The organism is Bradyrhizobium sp. Ec3.3 (genome assembly GCF_000472925.1).
GTDB lineage: Bacteria > Pseudomonadota > Alphaproteobacteria > Rhizobiales > Xanthobacteraceae > Bradyrhizobium.
Genome location: NZ_AXAS01000011.1, coordinates 113,888 through 130,823, shown reverse-complemented (window position 1 = coordinate 130,823; position 16,936 = coordinate 113,888). Strand labels below are relative to the sequence as shown.

Sequence of the window (16,936 nt, the reverse complement as noted above, 5' to 3'; positions counted from 1 at the left end):
ATGACGGAAGACCTAATCCGGCCTGACCATCTCGAACATGTTTTCCGGCTTGATCTCGAAATAGTCGCCGCGCCGTCCCGCCCGGACGATCGGACGAGTCGCAGCCGTCTGGTAGACGCCGTCCTGGATGAAGGCCTTGTCGATGTGGACGGCGACGACCTCGCCGAGCGTCAGCCAGGCATCGGCCTGCCGGCCATCGGCGCCCTTGAGGCGCACGATGTCGGACACCCTGCATTCGAAGGCGACCGGGCTCTCGCCGACGCGCGGCACGTTGACGAGCCTGCCGGGCACGGCTGACAGCCCCGCGATCTTGAACTCGTCGACCTCGGGGGCGACGTGGGCGGCGGTCGCATTCATCTGCTTCGCCAGGTCCATAGTGGCGAGATTCCAGACGAACTCCTTCGTCGCCTCGATATTGCCGACGGTGTCCTTCCAGTTGGTGGAGGAGAAGCCGATGATCGGCGGGGTGTAGCAGAAGGCGTTGAAGAAGCTGTAGGGCGCGAGGTTGACGTGGCCCGTGGCGTCACGCGAGGAGATCCAGCCGATCGGCCGCGGCGCGATGATGGCATTGAAAGGATCGTGCTTGAGGCCATGGCCCTTGGCGGGCTCGTAGAAGTGCAGGTCTTTCTCGGTCACGTTGCTTTTTCCCTGATCGTCATTGCGAGCGCAGCGAAGCAATCCAGACTGTCTCCGCGGCGGGATCCTGGATTGCTTCGCTGCGCTCGCAATGACGGAGTTTGTTGGTCCGTGTTGCGCGCCAATCGCCCGGTCATCCGGGGTAGGTCCGCAAGACCGATCCCAGAATGACGTCCAGCTTGCTTATAGGGGCAATTGCACCACGCGTCAGTGACGCGGCGACAGGCCTGCGATGACGAAATCGATCATCTGATCGATCGTGGGGCCCGGCTTGGTGGCGCATTGAGCGATCATCTGGGGATGGAAGAAGCGCATCATCGCTGTGCAGGCGCAGAGCGAGGCCAGTTGCAGGTCCGGCGCCTCGAATTCGCCGGAGGCGGCACCTTGCGCGATCACCTGGCCGATGATCGAGGCGATACACTCCATATGGGCGACGCAAACGTCCCAGTCCTCCTGCATCGCGATCTCGACCATCTCATGCAGCTTGGAATCACCGACATAACGCTCGGTGTTCATGCGATGGATGGTGGTCAGTAACTGCCGGAAGCGGTCGCGCACCGGACCGGGATCGGCCACGATCCGCTGCGCCTCGAGTTCGACCTCGCCCATCAGCGAGCGGGCCACGGCCTGGTGGATCGCCTTCTTCGATTCGAAGAAGCGATAGACGTTGGCCGGGCTCATCCGCAGCTCTTTGGCGATGTCGCCGACAGTGGTCTTCTGGTAGCCGATCTGGCGGAACAGCCGCTCGGCCACCTCGAGGATGCGCTCCCGGGTGTCGCCTTCGATATGTTCCGAAACCAGTGTCATCTGTCGGGACTCGTCAAAACTCACTCTTCATTTATTCAGCCGCTTCAGCAAGCGGAAATGCGGGCTCGGCATCGCTGCCATGCTGCGGCGCAACCTCCGGCTGCTCGGCCGTTCCAGCCTCGTCGAGGCTCTTGCGGAACCACAGGGCGTAGAGGCCCGGCAGATACAGGAGCGTCAGGAAGGTCGCAACGAACAATCCGCCCATGATGGTGATCGCCATCGGGCCCCAGAACGCCGAGCGCGACAGCGGGATCATGGCGAGGATCGCGGCGAGCGCGGTCAGCACCACCGGACGCGCACGCCGGACGGTCGCCTCCACGATCGCCTCGCGCCGGGTCAGGCCATGGGAGACGTCGGTCTCGATCTGGTCGACCAGGATGACCGCGTTGCGCATGATCATACCGGCGAGCGCGATCAGGCCGAGCAGCGCCACGAAGCCGAACGGCTGGTTGGCGACGTTGAGCCCGAGGGACGCACCGACGATGCCGAGCGGCGCGGTGAGGAACACCAGGATCAGGCGTGAGAAGCTCTGGAGCTGGATCATCAACAGCGTCAGCATCACCATGACCATCACCGGGAAGAGGATGAAGATCGAGGCATTGCCCTTGGCGGATTCCTCGAACGCGCCACCCGGCTCGATGCGGTAGGCCGGCTCGAGGTAGTCCTTGATCTGTTGCAGCTTCGGCGTGATCTGGCTGGTGACGTCGGGCGCCTGGACACCGTCGACGACGTCGGAGCGCACGGTGATCGCCATGTCGCGGTTGCGCCGCCACAGGATCGGCTCCTCGTGGGAATACTCGATCTTGGCAATCTGCTGGAGCGGGACGGCAACGCCATTGCGCGAGGTGATGGTGAGATCGCCGACATGGGCGAGGTCGAGCCGCTCGGACGGAATCGCACGGGCGACCACGCCGACCTTCTCGATGCCGTCGCGCACGGTCGTGACCTGCGCACCGGAGATCAGCATCGCGAGCGACTGCGAGACCTCCTGCGGGGTGAGGCCCATCGCACGCGCGCGGTCCTGATCGACGACGAGCTTGAGATACGGCGACTGCTCGTTCCAGTCGAGCTGGACGTCCTTGACGTTCTTATTCTGCCGCATGACGTCGCGGACCTGGTAGGCGATCTCGCGCACCTTGTTGGGATCGGGGCCGATCACGCGGAACTGCACGGGGAAGCCGACCGGGGGACCGAAATTGAAGCGGTCGACGCGGACGCGGGCTTCGTTGAGCGCGCCGTCGGAAACGGCGTTCTCGAGCTTCGCCTTGATGCGCTCGCGCGCCTCGACACCCTTGGCGACGATGACGATCTCGGCAAAGGCCTCGTTCGGCAGCTGCGGATTGAGGCCGAGCCAGAAGCGCGGCGAACCCTGCCCGACATAGGCCGTGTAGGTCGCGATGTCCTGGTCATCCTTCAACAGCTTCTCGGCATCCTTCACCGCCTTTTCGGTGACGTTGAAGGCGGTGCCTTCCGGCAGGCGGAGCTGGAGGAACAGCTCGGGCCGCTCGGACAGCGGGAAGAACTGCTGCTGCACATGGCCGAAGCCGACGATCGAGGCGACGAAGACGCCGACGGTCGCGACCACCACCGTGATGCGGTGGTTGACGCACCATTGCACGATGGCGCGAAGGCCGCGGTACATGCGGGTCTCATAGACCGCGTGCGGATCGTGGTTGTGGTGCAGCTTGATGTTGGGCAACAGCTTGACGCCGATATAGGGCGTGAAGATCACCGCGACGAACCAGGACGCGACCAGCGCGATCGCCACGATCCAGAAGATGCTGCCGGCATATTCGCCGACCGCCGAATTGGCAAAGCCGATGGGGAGGAAGCCAGCGGCCGTGACCAGCGTTCCCGTGAGCATCGGAAACGCAGTGGATTCCCAGGCAAAGGATGCCGCGCGGATGCGGTCCCAGCCCTGCTCCATCTTCACCACCATCATCTCGACTGCGATGATGGCGTCGTCGACCAAAAGGCCGAGCGCGATGATCAGCGCGCCAAGCGAGATGCGGTGCAGGTCGAGCGACATCGAGTTCATGACGATGAACACGATGCCGAGCACCAACGGCACCGAGAGGGCGACCACGATGCCGGTGCGCCAGCCGAGTGCAACAAAGGACACGAACAGCACGATCGCAAGCGCTTCCACGAAGGAGTGCACGAACTCGCCCACCGCATGCTCGACCACGTGGGGCTGGTCGGCGATCAGCTCGACGTCGATGCCCTGCGGCACCGCCTTCATGAATTCGCTGGTCGCCTTTTCGACCTCCTTGCCAAGCTCGAGGATGTTGGCGCCCTTGGCAGTGACGACGCCGATACCGATCGCGGGCTTGCCTTCCTGGCGCACGACGAAACTGGGCGGATCGACGTAACCGTGGGTGACGGTTGCGATGTCGCCGAGGCGGAAGACGCGGCCATTGCTTTCGACCGGCGTCTCGGCAACAGCCTTGGCGCCGTCGAGCGCGCCGGTCACGCGCAGCGGCACGCGCTGCGAGGACGTTTCGACCGTGCCGGCGGGGGTCACGTTATTCTGCTTGGCCAGCGAATCGAACAGCGCCTGCGGCGTGATGCCGAGAGTCGCGAGTTTCGCATGCGAGAACTCGACATAGATGCGCTCGTCCTGTGTGCCGTAGACGTCGACCTTGGTCACGCCCGGAACTTTGAGGAGGCGCTGGCGGAAACCTTCGGCGGTCTTCTTGAGCTGCGCATAATCAGCGCCGTCGCCGGTCATCATGTAGAGAATCGAATCGACGTCGGAGAACTCGTCATTGACGACGGGGCCGAGAATGCCCGACGGCAGCTGGCCCTGCACGTCGACGAGCTTCTTGCGCAGGAGATAGAAAAGATACGGCACGTCCTTCGGCGGCGTGTTGTCGCGGAAGGTCACCTGCATCGCGGTGAAGGCGGGCTTCGAGTAGGTCTGCACCTTCTCGAAATAGGGCAGCTCTTGAAGCTTCTTCTCGATGGGATCGGCGACCTGGGTCTGCATCTCCTGCGCCGTCGCACCCGGCCACATCACCGAGACGTTGACCACTTTCACCGTGAAGAACGGATCCTCGGCGCGGCCGAGCTTCTGATAGGAGAAGAAGCCGGCGGCGCCGAGCACGATCATCAGGAACAGGACCAGCGTCGGATGGCTGACGGCCCAGGCGGAAAGGTTGAAGCGCTTCATCGCACTCTCTCCAGAGATGACCCAATTGCCAAAAACAAAACAACCAACCCTTCAACCCGTCATTGCGAGGTAGCGAAGCGATCCAGGGGGCTGGGCAGGTTCTGGATCACTTCGCCGCTTCTTCCATCGCATTCGCGCGACGGCCGAAACTCACCTCGCAATGACGGAACCGTATTAGAACGACAGCGAGGACACGATCCGGACCTTCTGGTTCGGATCGAGCTTCTGCACGCCGAGCGCGACGATCTTCGCACCCTCTTCCACGCCACTGGTGATGACGACGTCGTTGCTCTCGTAGGATTTCACCGTGACTGGCTTCAGCGCGACGGCGCCGTTGTCGTCCACGACGTAGAAGGAGGGCTTGCCGCCTTCGTTGAACAGCGCCGACAGCGGCAGCCGCGCGACGCGCTCGGTGGCGGCATCCGACAGCGTCAGCGTCGCGGTCATGCCAAGCGCGACCTTGTCGTCGGCTTCCGGCAGCGAGAATTTCGCAAGATAGGTGCGCGTGGCCGGATCGGCGGCAGGCGCGATCTCGCGCAGCTTGGCGGCGTACTTCTTGTTCGGCTCCGACCAAAGAGTGACGCTGGCGACGCCCGACTTGGCGCGTCCGACCAGCGTCTCAGGGATCGCGACGACCGCTTCCTTCTCGGCAAAGCGGGCGACGCGGATCGAAGCCTGGCCCGCGGCGACCACCTGGCCGGGCTCGATCAGCGTTGCGGTGACGACGCCGCGGGCGTCGGCGTTGAGCGTCGCGTAGGAAAGGGAATTCTTGGTCAGCTCGACCGAGCGCTCGGCGCGATTCAACCGCGCGCGGGCCTCGTCGGCGGCCGCACGGCTCGTATCCATCTGCGCGTCGGTGGTCCAGCCCTTGGCCTTGAGGTCCTTGGCACGTTGCTCTGCGGCGGCAGCCTGGGCCAGCACGCCGGTCGCTGCAGTCTGCTCGGCCACGGCCTGCTCGGCCTGAAGCTTCAGATCGACTTCATCGAGGGTCGCGAGCGGCTGGCCCTCCTCGACGGTCTGGCCGACCTCGACGAGGCGCTTGGCCACCTTGCCGGCGACGCGGAAACCGAGGTCGCTCTCGATCCGGGGCCGGATGGTGCCGACGAAGCTACGCTCCGGCGTGTCGGCCTCGTAATGGGCGGTTGCGACCAGAACCGGCCGCGGTGGCTCGGCCTTTTGCGCCACGGTGTCATTGCATCCGGCCAGCGCCACGGCCATCAGGGCCAGCGAAGCACCTGCCAAGAGCCTGGAATAGCTCGACAAAATCGACCGGACGAACATCGGACACTCCTGCGACTGTGTTCCGGAGAAATGTCGACTAATCACTGATAAAAGTCAATAATCGTCAGTCATCAGAAAAACGTGAGCGTTAGGGGATAGTAGTGGGTCTCCCTCCCGTCGCCCTGGCGAAAGCCAAGGCCCATTACCCCTGAAGTCTGTTGTTGAAAGAAACGTCTCCCCACCTGCCCCAAGAGGGGCCGCGGGGTATGGGCCCTGGCTTTCGCCAGGGCGACGCATGAAGGCTACCGCCCGTGCTCGGCGAACTCGTGCTCGCTCTCGTGGCCGCCGACGAACACCAGGATGCCGGCGATCAGGGGCAGGATCGCGAGAACCAGGAGGCCGGTCGAGGTCTGGCCGGTGGCTTCCTTGACCCAGCCGATCAAATAGGGCCCGGCGAAGCCGGCGAGATTGCCGATCGAGTTGATCAGGGCGATGGCGCCGGCGGCCGCCATACCGGAAAGCCAGGCGGTCGGCAGGGTCCAGAACACGCCGAAGCAGCAGAATACGCCGATCGCGGCCACCGTCAGCGCCACCATCGTCAGGGTGGGATCGGTGAGATATGAGGAGACGCCGAGCGCGACGGCAGTGAGCAGCAGCGGCGCACCGACATGCATCACACGCTCGCGCGTGGCATCGGAATGCCGCGCCCACAGGATCATGGCGATGGTGCCGAACAGGTACGGAATCGCGGTGACGAAGCCGGTCTGCGCATTTGTGAGCCCAAAAGCCTTCACGATCTGCGGCAGCCAGAACTGCATGCCGTAGAGCGCACCGACGAAGCCGAAATAGATCAGGCTCAGCGCTATCACCTTCGGCGACGACAAGGCTTCGCCGAGCGAGAGGTGCTTCACCGCCTGCTTGGCTGCGACTTCCGAATCAAGCCTGGCCTTGAGCCACGCCTTCTGCTCGGCCGACAGCCAATCCGCCTTCTCCGGCTTGTCGGTGAGATAGAACCAGGTGACGATGCCAAGCAGCACCGACGGCACGCCCTCGATGATGAACAGCCACTGCCAGCCCTGCAGGCCCAGCACACCGTCGAGCCCGAGCAGCAGGCCCGAGATCGGCGCGCCGATCACAGTCGAGACCGGCACCGCAATGGCAAAGGCCGCGAGGAAGCGCGCGCGATATTCGGCAGGGTACCAATAGGTGAGATAAAGGATGATGCCGGGGAAGAAGCCGGCTTCGGCGACACCGAGCAAGAAGCGCAGGACGTAGAAGCTGGTGACGCCGTTGACCGTCGCCATCAGCGCCGAGATCACGCCCCAGGTCACCATGATGCGGGCGATCCAGCGGCTCGCGCCGAATCTCTCCAGCGCCAGGTTGCTCGGCACCTCGAAGATGAAATAGCCGATGAAGAAGATGCCGGCGCCCCAGGAGAAGATCAGCGGCGTGAACTTCAACTCCGCATTCATGGTCAGCGCCGCGAAGCCGAGATTGACGCGGTCGAGATAGGAAAAGAAGTAGGCCAGCACCAGGAAAGGAATCAGGCGCCAGGAGATGGCGCGGATGGTCGAGGTCTCGACCGCGCTCTTGTTAGGGTTCTTGGCAGTGCCTGCGGAACCGGCAAAGGTAGCGGTCTGGCTCATGGCGTCCCCCTTGGTTGTTGCTTTTCTCAGGTCCGAGGGCGGTTTTGAGCATCGCGGCGAAAGAGTCAATGGAGCGAGCAATGCACGGAACGCAATCGACCACCCCTGTTGCGCCTTTGCAGGTATCGCTGGTCCGCGCCGCCCTCGCTCTCGTCGTGATCGCCTGCGGCCTCACCCTGCGCTGGTATGGCTTTCCGCTTGGGCTGCCCGCTTTCGTCGTGAAGTATGGCGGCTCGCTGCTATGGGCGACCATGGTGTTTTTGCTGGTCGGCGCCGTGCTGCCACACCTGACGCGGACGAAGATTGCGGCCATTGCGACGGCGATTGCGGTTCTGGTCGAGTTGTCCCGGCTGGTGCATACACCGTGGCTCGATGCGTTCCGCCTCACGACCGCCGGCGCGCTGCTCCTGGGGCGGATCTTTTCGCTGTGGAATGTTTTGGCCTATGTCGTGGGTATTGTTGTCGGCGCCTGGCTCGATCAGATCGCAGGGTGGGCAAAGGCGCGCTAGCGCCGTGCCCACCATCTTGCCTCAACGAAACATAAGCGGTGGGCACGCTTCGCTTTGCCCACCCTACGAAGCCGCGACTTCCTCCGCCAATTGAAACCGCTCGAAGCGATCGAGCTCGTCCTCGATCCTGCGCTTCAGCTCCTTGCGGCCGGCCGTCTTCTTGCCGTTGCCGACCCAGGTCCATTTCTGCATCAGGAGTTTCTTGTTTTGCCGATCGGTCTTGAGGTCCAGCGCGGCCACGATCTCGTCGCCGACGAGCACCGGCAGCGCGAAATAGCCGAGCTTGCGCTTGGCCTTCGGCACATAGGCTTCAAAGAGGTGATTGTAGCCGAAGATGAGATTGGTGCGCTTGCGCTGAATGATCAGGGGATCGAAGGGCGAGAGGATGTGCACGAGATCGGGCGGTGCCCCCTCGCCCGGCTCCAGCGCCGACGGCGTCGCCCAATGCTCCTGCTTGCCCGCGCCTTCCAAAGCAAGCGATACGAGTTCGCCGCGTCGGACCCGTGATGCGATCAGGCGCGCCACCGCCTTCTTGCTCGGCGCGTCGAGATGGCAGATCGAATCGAGGCTCACGACGCCCTGAGCGCGCAGCGCGCGGTCGAGCAGGTAGGTGATACCGTCCTTCGCTGAGGCCGGCTTCGGCAGCTTGTCCCAGCCGAAATGGCGCGTCATCAGTTCATAGGTCTTGAGCATGCCCTGGCGTTCGCTGATTGTGACGACGCCAGTGTAGAAGGCGAGTTGCAACGCCCGCTTCGAGGGCTTGCGGCTCTGCCACAGATGCTCTTTCTCGGTGAGGACGTCATCCTCGATGTCGCGGATCGTCAGCGGGCCGGCCCGCACCAGCCGCATTACCTTGCGCATGTCGGCCGCCGTCACCGACGCGAACCATTTGTGCCCCTCGCGGCGGTGCTCGCGCATCGCCGGCAGGAAGAAACGGAAGTCGCTCGACGGCACGTAGGACAGCGCATGCGTCCAGTATTCGAATACGCTCCTGTCGACGCTCTGGGCGTGGCTCAGGTCGGCTCGGCGATAGGACGGGATGCGGCTGTAGAGAATGTGGTGATGGCAGCGCTCGATGACGTTGATGGTGTCGATCTGCACATAGCCGAGATGGGCGATGGCATCGGCAACCGCTTGCGCGCCCGCGCCAAAGGGCTCGCGGGTATCGAGCCGTTGCGCGTGCAGCCAGATCTGTCGCGCCTGTGACGTCTGAAGCGGGAGTGGTTTGGGCGTGCGGGACATTGCGAGCGGCAATGTAGCGGGATTCGCAAGCAAGCAAAGAAACAACGGCAACGAAAAAGCCGCGCTGCCACCTGCTGACAGCGCGGCCGGCCCCGGCACGAAGGCCGGTGCTACTTCATCATCTGCGCCTTCATGTAGTGCTTGCAGGCACTGGGCATCTTGCCGTTGCTCATGTCGGTGTTGGCCATCGCCATTTCCTTGTTCATGCCCATCTTGGACGAACCATCGGGCATGGCAGCCACTGTCGTCAGCGTGGCGCCCATATTGGCGCTCGTGCAGGCCATCATCTTCGCCGAAGCGGGCGAAAGCGCGAGTGCGACAAAGGCGGCGGCGGTCAGCAAAGTCTTCATCGAAAAGTCTCCTCAAGTAAAACGAAACCGGCGTCGTGCCGGCCTTCGCAACTACGTATTGTCTGCGAGGAGCGTTTCGCGAAGAAGGACGCTTTCATTGCTGCAGTGCAAGGAGGGCCCGGCTCAAGGCCCGCGCTTCGCCCCCTTGGGACGGTCCCCAATGCTGCCGGTCGCAACATCAGGCTCGCAGGCGGCCTTGCCGCGGTCGGTCGCCTGGCAGCGATAGACGCTGCCGGTCAGGCGATCGACCAGCCACATATTGTCCTCGGTCACGCCTTCCAGGCCGACATAGCGATTGGTGAGACCCGTGACCAATGTCGACAGCAGGATCGCGACCGCGATCATCGCCGCGCCGATATAGATCGGCATTGAACTCTGCGAAGTCGTCCGATCCGGCGGGCCGCCACGATTGAACTGATAGTCACTCGGCCTTGGCACTGTTCCGAACCGGCTCCCTTCGCGGGGCTAGCGTTTCTTCCGGGGTGAAGGGGTTTGCTAGGCGCCCATCTGGCCGATTTCTTGTTCGCAGCCGGGCCGCGCGACGACCGCTTTGCGACCATCGTCGAGCGAGGGTGTCCAAAACGAAGGGCGGCCCCGATCGGGCCGCCTTTGCTTCGCCTGTTTGCTCGTCAGCGGCGGCCGAACGATCCGCCCATATGCCGCCGAAGAGGCCGCCGGGAAAAGTCGACGGTCGATCCGCAGCGCTCTTTCGAAGCTCGAATAGACAGGCGTGCTTCCCGACCAACGCAAACGTCCCTGTCTTGTCGGTGGTCGGCCGCTGCCGTGGACCTACATGCGATTGGATGCTGACCGGCTCCGGCGCTAGAATAAGCATCGAGATCAATCCTTTCTGAATGTGATCCGCATCACATCAGGGTGTTTGAACCTGACCTAGGCTCGCAGCATCAAATCGCCATCAGGCGTCATAGCGAGGATTTACGACAATGACCCGTTTCAACACATTTTTCGGATTGAAGGCGATTACCATCTCGGCCGCGCTGTCCCTGACGGCGGGCCTGGCACTCGCCGGCGACAACAACGTCACCGCCAACCAGATCCTGGATGCGCTGAAGTCGAAGCCCCTGACCCGCGGGCTGTCCACCGGTCCACAGACCGACACCCCGAATCAGGCCAAGGAGGCGAGCTTCCTCAACACCGTGCGCAACCGGCAGACCCGGTCGCTGTCGATGGGCGAGCGTGAGCAGATCGCCGAGCTCGCGGCGAGCAAGCCGAAGATCGATCTGGAGATCCAGTTCGACTACAACTCGGCCAACATCGCCAAGACCTCAATGGGGTCGGTGCAGGCGCTCGGCAAGGCGCTGTCCGACCCGGCGCTGAAGGGCTCGACCTTCGTGGTCGCCGGCCACACCGATGCGATCGGCAGCGATCCCTTCAACCAGGATCTCTCCGAGAAGCGCGCCGATACCATCAAGAAGTACCTGGTCCAGAATTACGGCCTCAGCTCCGGTGACCTCGTCACCGTCGGCTACGGCAAGACCAAGCTGAAGGACACCGCGAACGGCACCGACCCGGTCAACCGTCGCGTCCAGGTCGTGAACATGGAAACCAAGACGACAGCCTCGAAGTGATTGCGGCGTCCGATTCGAAAACTCGCCGGCCGCGCCCGCGGCGGGCGAGTTTCATATCCAGTTCTGGAAGATCATCAGCCGGTTGAAGTTCTGCATCGAGGTGCCGACGAAGGCGGCGGAGATCGGCAACATGACGGCGAAGCCGATGGCTGCGATCGCGACATAGGCCCACAGCACCCAAGGCGGAAGCTTGTCACGTCGCAGCACATAGACCAGTGCGAGCGAGGACGCGGTCGCGGCCGGCAGATAGTAGTAGATGAAGCCGAGCGTGCGCGGCAGCAGCGCCCAGGCAAGATACGGCCCGAAATAAAATGCCGAGACGAGGAACGCATCCCAGCGCCGCGTGACGATGAAGTCGCGCAACACGACCGCCAGCGCGAGCAGCGCCGGCCACAGCACGAGGGGATTGCCGAGGAAAACGACTGCGGAGATGCTGTTGTCGCCGACCTTGTCGAACAGGAACCACACCGGACGTACGAGAAACGGCCAGGACGGCCATGAGCTCATATAGGTATGCCCGGCGATCGCGGTCGTGGTGTTGTCGGCGAAGATGCGCCGCTGGGCCTCGATCAGACCGGATGGCGCCAGTCCGTAGAGCGGCAGGAACGCGGCGAGATAGAACACCGCCGGCAACAGGACGAAGCAGAGCGCGAAATGCTGCGCCCTGAAATCCGGCCAGAGGTCGGGCCGATACCAGTCGGTCGGCTTCGCGTCGGCAAACAGCGTGCGCCAGCTCTGCATCAAGCGGATCGCCGCGACGATGACGATGCAGGCCGCCAGCGGAAACAGGCCGCTCCATTTGCAGGCGGCGGCAACACCGAACAATCCGCCGGCCAGCGCAAACAACCGGTGCGGTCGCTCTCTCCGAAAGCCATGCATGAAGGCCGCCGACGCCAGCAGGCCGAAGGCAAGCGCAAAGATGTCGAGCATCGCGATGCGCGACTGTACGAACAACATCTGGTTGAAGAAAGCAATCAGCGCCGCCGCGATCGCGGGGCCTTCGGCCGAAAACAGCGCGAGGCCGCAAAGATAGACGGCGACGACCGCGAGCGCGCCGAACAGCGTTGCCGGATAGCGCCAGCCCAGCGAATTGTCGCCGAAGGCCGCGATCGACAGCGCGATAAGCTCCTTTGCCAGCGGTGGATGCATCGGATTGAGCACGGGTTTCGGCATGACCGGCTCGAGCATCTGCCGCGCGGCCGGCACGTAATGCACCTCGTCGAACACGAATTTGTCCGGCGTCGAGACGCCAATCAGAAGCACGAGATGCGCGACTAGGAAAATAACGACAGGGATCACTGCGCTCCGCGACATCGGCGACGCAGAAGTCACTTGGTGCTGTCGTTGTGCGGATGTTTTGCGTGGCAAATCTGCTTCACCGCGAAGAAAAATATCTTTGCTCAGCGCATTGAACGCATTCTGGCGCAACTGTCACTAACCATGACGCTCGTGATGCGCTACTTGTGATAATTATACCACATCGCAAGCGAGAGCGATCCGGTACGATACGGGACACATCGATCGGCTATGAGATGATTTTGCGATTTCGCGTTGTTCTTCCTGCATTGCTTGCGGCTCTCTCTTGCACGGCGTCCGCCGCACAAGCGCAGACGCGCGTCGGCGAAGCCGTGGTGATCCAGAAGGAAGTCGTTCGCGTCGCGGCGACGGCGACGCAGATCAACGTCGGCGACAGCATGCTACGCGACGAGACCGTGCGCACCGGTGCCGATAGCGCGGCGCGCTTCGTCATGGCCGACAGCACCAACCTGTCACTCGGACCGAGCGCCACGCTCAAGCTGGACCGCACTGTCTTCAACGACGAGCACAGCTATCGCGACGTCGCGATCCAGATGACGACCGGCGCCTTCCGATTCGTGACCGGGCATTCGGAGAAGGCCGCCTACAAGATCACGACGCCGCTGGCGACCATCGGCGTACGCGGCACCACGCTCGACATCCTCTCCCAGCGCGGCCGCTCGGTCGTGGTGCTGCAGGAAGGCGCTGCCAGCGTCTGCACGCTAGGCTTCCAGTGCATCCAGCTTACCCAGCCGGGCGATACCGCGATCATTACCTCGACCGGCGGCAAGACCAGGATCACCAAGACAAGCACGCCGCCCTGGACCTTTGCCGCGACCTGCACCGCGGCGGCCGGCCTCTGCTCGGTCAACCAATATGCCGACGCCTCTCCCACCATCACGCCCGCCGTCCATGATGACGGCATGCTGTGCGGACGGTGACCATGGCGATATTCCGGCCACATCGCCTGCTTCTCGCCGTCGCGCTGGCCGCAAGCGCCACTCTTGCGCTGCTCTGCGCGGGCGCGCGCCCGGCCGCAGCGGCGAGCTGCGACGGCGAGTGCGTGACGACGACATCGACGCCAACGCCAACGCCAACGCCGTCTCCGTCTCCGTCTCCGTCGCCTACGCCGACGACGACGACGAACAGTCCGGGCAATGGGCCGACCGGAGCCGACTCCAGCGCCGGCTCGATCGGCGACCTCGCCAACCAGCGCTTCAACCAGATGATCACCAACCGGGTGCTCGGCTCGGTGCTGCTTGGTGTCAACGAGCAGGTCAATTGCAGCGACTGCATCAGCGCGTTCGGCTCGGCCGGCTCGTTCTCCGCCGGAGTCCATGGCCGCAAGGAGCTCACGAGCAACCTGTCGCTGCTCGCGGGCCTCGCCTATACGCAATACAATGAGGGTGGCTACCACATCACCAGCGCGCCGATCGGCGCCTTTGCGCTGCGCTACGATTTCACCGACTGGGGCTCGTCACGCCCCTTCTTCGACATCGGCACGGTGCTCACGCCCTGGGAGAAGGCACGCTACACCCGCAGCTATCAATCGAGCCTCGGCGCGGTCACCGTGACCGGCTCGACCGACAGCTCGAACTACGCCGTCTACGGCCGGGCCGGCTGGATGAGCCGGCTGTCGCCGCGCGACGAGGTCGCCGCCTCCGTCGAGTTCTGGCAATTGTGGCAGCGCGTGTCCGGCTACAGCGATCCGACCGTCGCGATCAATCCGTTCGATGCGACGATCGCGGGCGGCACCGACCGCACCAGCCTCGTCAAGCTCGGCGGACAATGGACGCATCTGTTTGGCAGCACGGTCGAGGCCAACGTCAACGGCGGCTGGGTGCAGTCGTTCGGCGCCCATTCCGGCATCGTCGCCACCGTCACCGGCAATGGCACGGTGGTGCCGACCATGGGCAATCAAGGCTGGTTCGAATATGGCGGCCGCCTCGGCTTCCGCTTCGCGCAAGGGTGGATCGTCGACCTCTTCGCCAACGGCACGCTCGGCCCGCAGCCCGTCGGCAACACCATCCACGGCGGCGTCGGCTTGCGGATTAATTACTGAGACGCCTCACCGAGGCATAGTCTTGTAGGGTGGGCAAAGCGAAGCGTGCCCACCACATCTCTCTTAATCGAGGACAGATGGTGGGCACGGCGCGAACGCGCCTTTGCCCACCCTACTGCACCTGCCTTGAGGTCACGCCGCGGACTTACCCTCGAATGCGCGGCGCAAAACGTCCACATCCAGCTTGACCATCTTCATCATCGCCTGCATCGCGCGTGCGGCGGCGGCCTTGTCCGGGCTCGACAGAAATTCGAACATCACCTTCGGCACCACCTGCCAGGAAACGCCATAGCGATCCCTGAGCCAGCCGCACTGCCCTTCACTGCCGCCATGAGCCAGGAACGCACTCCAGACGCTGTCGACCTGGGCCTGGTCGTCGCAATGGATCATCAACGAGAGCGCGTGGGTGTATTCCATCTTCATGCCGCCGTTGAGCGCGACCAGGGGCTGGCCGGCCACCGTGAACTCGACGACAAGCACGGAGCCTTCCTTGCCGGACGGATTGTCTGAAACGTTGCGCTGGACGTGCGTGATCGCCGAATTCGGAACGAGAGAAACGTAGAACTTGGCGGCTTCCTCGGCATCGCCGTTGAACCACATGCAGGGCACGAGCTTGGACATCGTGAATGCTCCTCTTCCATCCTCTGGGCTTCGATCAAGCGTTCGCCATGCCGGGCTGGGTCGGTGCCGCCGCCATGTCCAGCCAATTCACACCCCACATATGACCATCGGGATCCTCGAAGCTGCGGCCGTACATGAAGCTGTATTCGTCCTTCGGGCTGGGATCGGCCACCCCGCCCGCAGCCTCGGCCCTGCCGACGATATCGTCGACCTCGCTCCGACTGTCGGCGGACAAGCAGAACAGCGCCTGGTTCGAGATCTTTGCATCTGCGATCGGCTTCGGCGTGAACTGGCGGAATTTGTCGTGGGTCGTCAGCATCGCGTAGATGGTCTCGGAAAAGACCATGCAGGACGCCGTGTCGTCACTAAATTGCGGGTTCCTGGTCGCGCCTATTGCCTCGTAAAAGACGGTTGCGCGCTTGAGATCGGTCACCGGCAGATTGACGAAGATCATCCTGGGCATCGGAAGCTCCTTGGGCGGGGTTCTGCCCAAGGACGGATGACCCAGCAGCCATCCGACACGGCTTCCGAATATTTTTCGGACTGTCACACTGCGGGGTTCTGTCGCACCGAACGCCCGCGCGCAATTTTTCGTCAGGTCGCGATCGGCGTCGGCATCGTCAAAAATGCCCGCGTGGCATGCCAGAACAGCGCCCGATTGATCGCCAGCACCACCGAATGCGCGGTTCCCGGCAGGATGACGAATTGCCGGTCGCCGTTCGGCAGCTTGTTGTAGAACGCCTCGAGGTCGGCGACGGTCGCGATGCCGTCGAACTCCCCGCGCACCAGGAGCACCGGTGCGAGCACCTTCTCCGGGTCCACCACCGGCAAATTGGCCGTCATGTCGAGGTAGGTGCCGGTCGGCATCTGATCGCCGAACTGAAGCTCGACCTCGGCGAGCACGTCCATGACGGCGGGATCGCTGGTGCCTGGTTTGTCGCGGGTCGCGATCGAGCGGATCATCTCACGGTCGCGCTTGCGCATGTTGTGGGTGCGGTAATAGTCGACCTGCTCGGCCCGCTTGGTCAGCGTCGGCGAGCCCTCGCCCTTGTAGGTGAAGGCCGCGAACACAAGCCGGTCGATGCGTTCTGGCGCGACCATGGCGTAAGCGCCGGCCCGCAACGCACCCGAGGACTCCCCGACGAAATGGAATTTCTTCTGCCCGGTCTCGCGCGTGATCACCTCCATCGCGGCCTTCAGATCGGCAACGCCGCTTGCGATATCTGAATTGCCGGAGGTGCGCCCCGACTTGCCGTAGTTCTCGTGATCCAGCGTCCAGCAGTCGAAGCCGTAGCGGGCGAACTCGTTCATGGTGGAGTATTCGCCCTTGCCGGGCACGCTGAGATCGAACACCCGCGAGGTGACGGAGGAGCCGTGCACGAACACCACGACCGGCCGTGCCACCTCGTCCGCCTTGGGCGCACCGAGCCGCTTGCGGTACATCCACAAGGGCACATCGCCCTTCTTGGCCCAGTATTCGCTGGACCAGATGTCGGAGGGTTGATCGGCGGCCGCGGCGGGGAGTGCGTTGGTGAGCGCGGCACCTACGATGCTCGCGCCTGCCCCTTTGATCAGTCTACGCCGTGGCAGCAAATGATCGGGCTTCGCCATGATGACCTCCGTCGCCTCGTCTTCATGTAGGCTCCAGCGAAGCCTAGCAGACGTAGCGGAAGGCGTCAGCCGAGTTCTCCGTCATTGCAAGCGCAGCGAAGCAATCCCGAAATGCATCCGCAAGGATGCTGGATTGCTTCGTCGCTTCGCTCCTCGCAATGACGGCGGAGAGAG

At 63.5% G+C, this 16,936-nt stretch carries 16 protein-coding genes; 4 read left to right on the top strand and 12 right to left on the bottom strand.

The window, feature by feature from the left end:
- Positions 1-12: 12 nt before the first annotated feature.
- The 5 genes from YUU_RS0113115 to YUU_RS0113095 all read right to left on the bottom strand — a co-directional run bounded on the left by YUU_RS0113115 (position 13) and on the right by YUU_RS0113095 (position 7,482).
- A complete protein-coding gene (locus tag YUU_RS0113115; protein WP_027522775.1) occupies positions 13-636 on the bottom strand; it encodes a flavin reductase family protein in 624 nt (207 codons plus the stop codon).
- 207 nt (positions 637-843) lie between these two features.
- Positions 844-1,443 (bottom strand): TetR/AcrR family transcriptional regulator, encoded by a 600-nt coding sequence (locus tag YUU_RS0113110; protein ID WP_027522774.1) that lies wholly within the window; start codon positions 1,441-1,443, stop codon positions 844-846.
- Between the two features lie 31 nt (positions 1,444-1,474).
- The gene (locus YUU_RS0113105) at positions 1,475-4,615 is read right to left on the bottom strand and encodes an efflux RND transporter permease subunit (protein ID WP_027522773.1); all 3,141 of its coding nucleotides are present in this window, start codon (positions 4,613-4,615) and stop codon (positions 1,475-1,477) included.
- Between the two features lie 174 nt (positions 4,616-4,789).
- Positions 4,790-5,896, bottom strand: coding sequence for an efflux RND transporter periplasmic adaptor subunit (locus YUU_RS0113100; RefSeq protein WP_027522772.1), 1,107 nt, complete (start codon positions 5,894-5,896; stop codon positions 4,790-4,792).
- A 242-nt stretch (positions 5,897-6,138) separates the two neighbouring features.
- Positions 6,139-7,482 carry an MFS transporter gene (locus tag YUU_RS0113095; protein WP_027522771.1) on the bottom strand — a complete coding sequence of 448 codons (1,344 nt, stop codon included), beginning with the start codon at positions 7,480-7,482 and terminating at the stop codon, positions 6,139-6,141.
- A gap of 80 nt (positions 7,483-7,562) precedes the next feature.
- On the opposite strand from YUU_RS0113095, the gene YUU_RS0113090 reads away from it, so the two are divergent.
- Positions 7,563-7,991: a DUF2809 domain-containing protein gene (locus YUU_RS0113090; protein ID WP_027522770.1), complete on the top strand. Its 429-nt coding sequence runs from the start codon at positions 7,563-7,565 to the stop codon at positions 7,989-7,991.
- Between the two features lie 63 nt (positions 7,992-8,054).
- On the opposite strand, the gene YUU_RS0113085 is transcribed toward YUU_RS0113090, so the two are convergent.
- The 3 genes from YUU_RS0113085 to YUU_RS0113075 all read right to left on the bottom strand — a co-directional run bounded on the left by YUU_RS0113085 (position 8,055) and on the right by YUU_RS0113075 (position 9,952).
- On the bottom strand, positions 8,055-9,233 hold the full coding sequence (locus tag YUU_RS0113085; RefSeq protein WP_027522769.1) for a winged helix-turn-helix domain-containing protein: 1,179 nt from the start codon (positions 9,231-9,233) through the stop codon (positions 8,055-8,057).
- Between the two features lie 110 nt (positions 9,234-9,343).
- Positions 9,344-9,583, bottom strand: coding sequence for a hypothetical protein (locus tag YUU_RS0113080; RefSeq protein ID WP_027522768.1), 240 nt, complete (start codon positions 9,581-9,583; stop codon positions 9,344-9,346).
- Between the two features lie 123 nt (positions 9,584-9,706).
- On the bottom strand, positions 9,707-9,952 hold the full coding sequence (locus YUU_RS0113075; RefSeq protein WP_027522767.1) for a hypothetical protein: 246 nt from the start codon (positions 9,950-9,952) through the stop codon (positions 9,707-9,709).
- 575 nt (positions 9,953-10,527) lie between these two features.
- Here YUU_RS0113075 and YUU_RS0113070 point away from each other — a divergent pair.
- A complete protein-coding gene (locus YUU_RS0113070; protein ID WP_027522766.1) occupies positions 10,528-11,172 on the top strand; it encodes an OmpA family protein in 645 nt (214 codons plus the stop codon).
- 51 nt (positions 11,173-11,223) lie between these two features.
- On the opposite strand, the gene YUU_RS0113065 is transcribed toward YUU_RS0113070, so the two are convergent.
- A complete protein-coding gene (locus YUU_RS0113065; RefSeq protein ID WP_035662278.1) occupies positions 11,224-12,486 on the bottom strand; it encodes a phospholipid carrier-dependent glycosyltransferase in 1,263 nt (420 codons plus the stop codon).
- 218 nt (positions 12,487-12,704) lie between these two features.
- Between YUU_RS0113065 and YUU_RS0113060 the strand changes: the two genes are divergently transcribed.
- Both YUU_RS0113060 and YUU_RS0113055 read left to right on the top strand, forming a co-directional pair.
- The gene (locus tag YUU_RS0113060) at positions 12,705-13,409 is read left to right on the top strand and encodes a FecR domain-containing protein (protein WP_027522764.1); all 705 of its coding nucleotides are present in this window, start codon (positions 12,705-12,707) and stop codon (positions 13,407-13,409) included.
- Between the two features lie 2 nt (positions 13,410-13,411).
- Positions 13,412-14,530 (top strand): hypothetical protein, encoded by a 1,119-nt coding sequence (locus tag YUU_RS0113055; protein ID WP_027522763.1) that lies wholly within the window; start codon positions 13,412-13,414, stop codon positions 14,528-14,530.
- 132 nt (positions 14,531-14,662) lie between these two features.
- Here the strand turns inward: YUU_RS0113055 and YUU_RS0113050 are convergent, their stop codons facing one another.
- From YUU_RS0113050 to YUU_RS0113040, 3 genes are all read right to left on the bottom strand, one after another.
- Positions 14,663-15,151, bottom strand: a complete 489-nt coding sequence (locus YUU_RS0113050) for a VOC family protein (protein WP_027522762.1) — start codon at positions 15,149-15,151, stop codon at positions 14,663-14,665.
- A gap of 34 nt (positions 15,152-15,185) precedes the next feature.
- Positions 15,186-15,614, bottom strand: a complete 429-nt coding sequence (locus YUU_RS0113045; protein ID WP_027522761.1) for a VOC family protein — start codon at positions 15,612-15,614, stop codon at positions 15,186-15,188.
- A gap of 131 nt (positions 15,615-15,745) precedes the next feature.
- Positions 15,746-16,762 carry an alpha/beta hydrolase gene (locus YUU_RS0113040; RefSeq protein WP_027522760.1) on the bottom strand — a complete coding sequence of 339 codons (1,017 nt, stop codon included), beginning with the start codon at positions 16,760-16,762 and terminating at the stop codon, positions 15,746-15,748.
- Positions 16,763-16,936: the final 174 nt, after the last annotated feature.

Coding starts and splice junctions, on each gene's coding strand:
- YUU_RS0113065 (WP_035662278.1), bottom strand. CDS start 12,486: ATGTCGCGGAGCGCAGTGATCCCTGTCGTTATTTTCCTAGTCGCGCAT.
- YUU_RS0113075 (WP_027522767.1), bottom strand. CDS start 9,952: ATGCCGATCTATATCGGCGCGGCGATGATCGCGGTCGCGATCCTGCTG.
- YUU_RS0113090 (WP_027522770.1), top strand. CDS start 7,563: ATGCACGGAACGCAATCGACCACCCCTGTTGCGCCTTTGCAGGTATCG.
- YUU_RS0113070 (WP_027522766.1), top strand. CDS start 10,528: ATGACCCGTTTCAACACATTTTTCGGATTGAAGGCGATTACCATCTCG.
- YUU_RS0113080 (WP_027522768.1), bottom strand. CDS start 9,583: ATGAAGACTTTGCTGACCGCCGCCGCCTTTGTCGCACTCGCGCTTTCG.
- YUU_RS0113110 (WP_027522774.1), bottom strand. CDS start 1,443: ATGACACTGGTTTCGGAACATATCGAAGGCGACACCCGGGAGCGCATC.
- YUU_RS0113095 (WP_027522771.1), bottom strand. CDS start 7,482: ATGAGCCAGACCGCTACCTTTGCCGGTTCCGCAGGCACTGCCAAGAAC.
- YUU_RS0113055 (WP_027522763.1), top strand. CDS start 13,412: ATGGCGATATTCCGGCCACATCGCCTGCTTCTCGCCGTCGCGCTGGCC.
- YUU_RS0113100 (WP_027522772.1), bottom strand. CDS start 5,896: ATGTTCGTCCGGTCGATTTTGTCGAGCTATTCCAGGCTCTTGGCAGGT.
- YUU_RS0113045 (WP_027522761.1), bottom strand. CDS start 15,614: ATGCCCAGGATGATCTTCGTCAATCTGCCGGTGACCGATCTCAAGCGC.
- YUU_RS0113060 (WP_027522764.1), top strand. CDS start 12,705: ATGATTTTGCGATTTCGCGTTGTTCTTCCTGCATTGCTTGCGGCTCTC.
- YUU_RS0113085 (WP_027522769.1), bottom strand. CDS start 9,233: ATGTCCCGCACGCCCAAACCACTCCCGCTTCAGACGTCACAGGCGCGA.
- YUU_RS0113040 (WP_027522760.1), bottom strand. CDS start 16,762: ATGGCGAAGCCCGATCATTTGCTGCCACGGCGTAGACTGATCAAAGGG.
- YUU_RS0113105 (WP_027522773.1), bottom strand. CDS start 4,615: ATGAAGCGCTTCAACCTTTCCGCCTGGGCCGTCAGCCATCCGACGCTG.
- YUU_RS0113050 (WP_027522762.1), bottom strand. CDS start 15,151: ATGTCCAAGCTCGTGCCCTGCATGTGGTTCAACGGCGATGCCGAGGAA.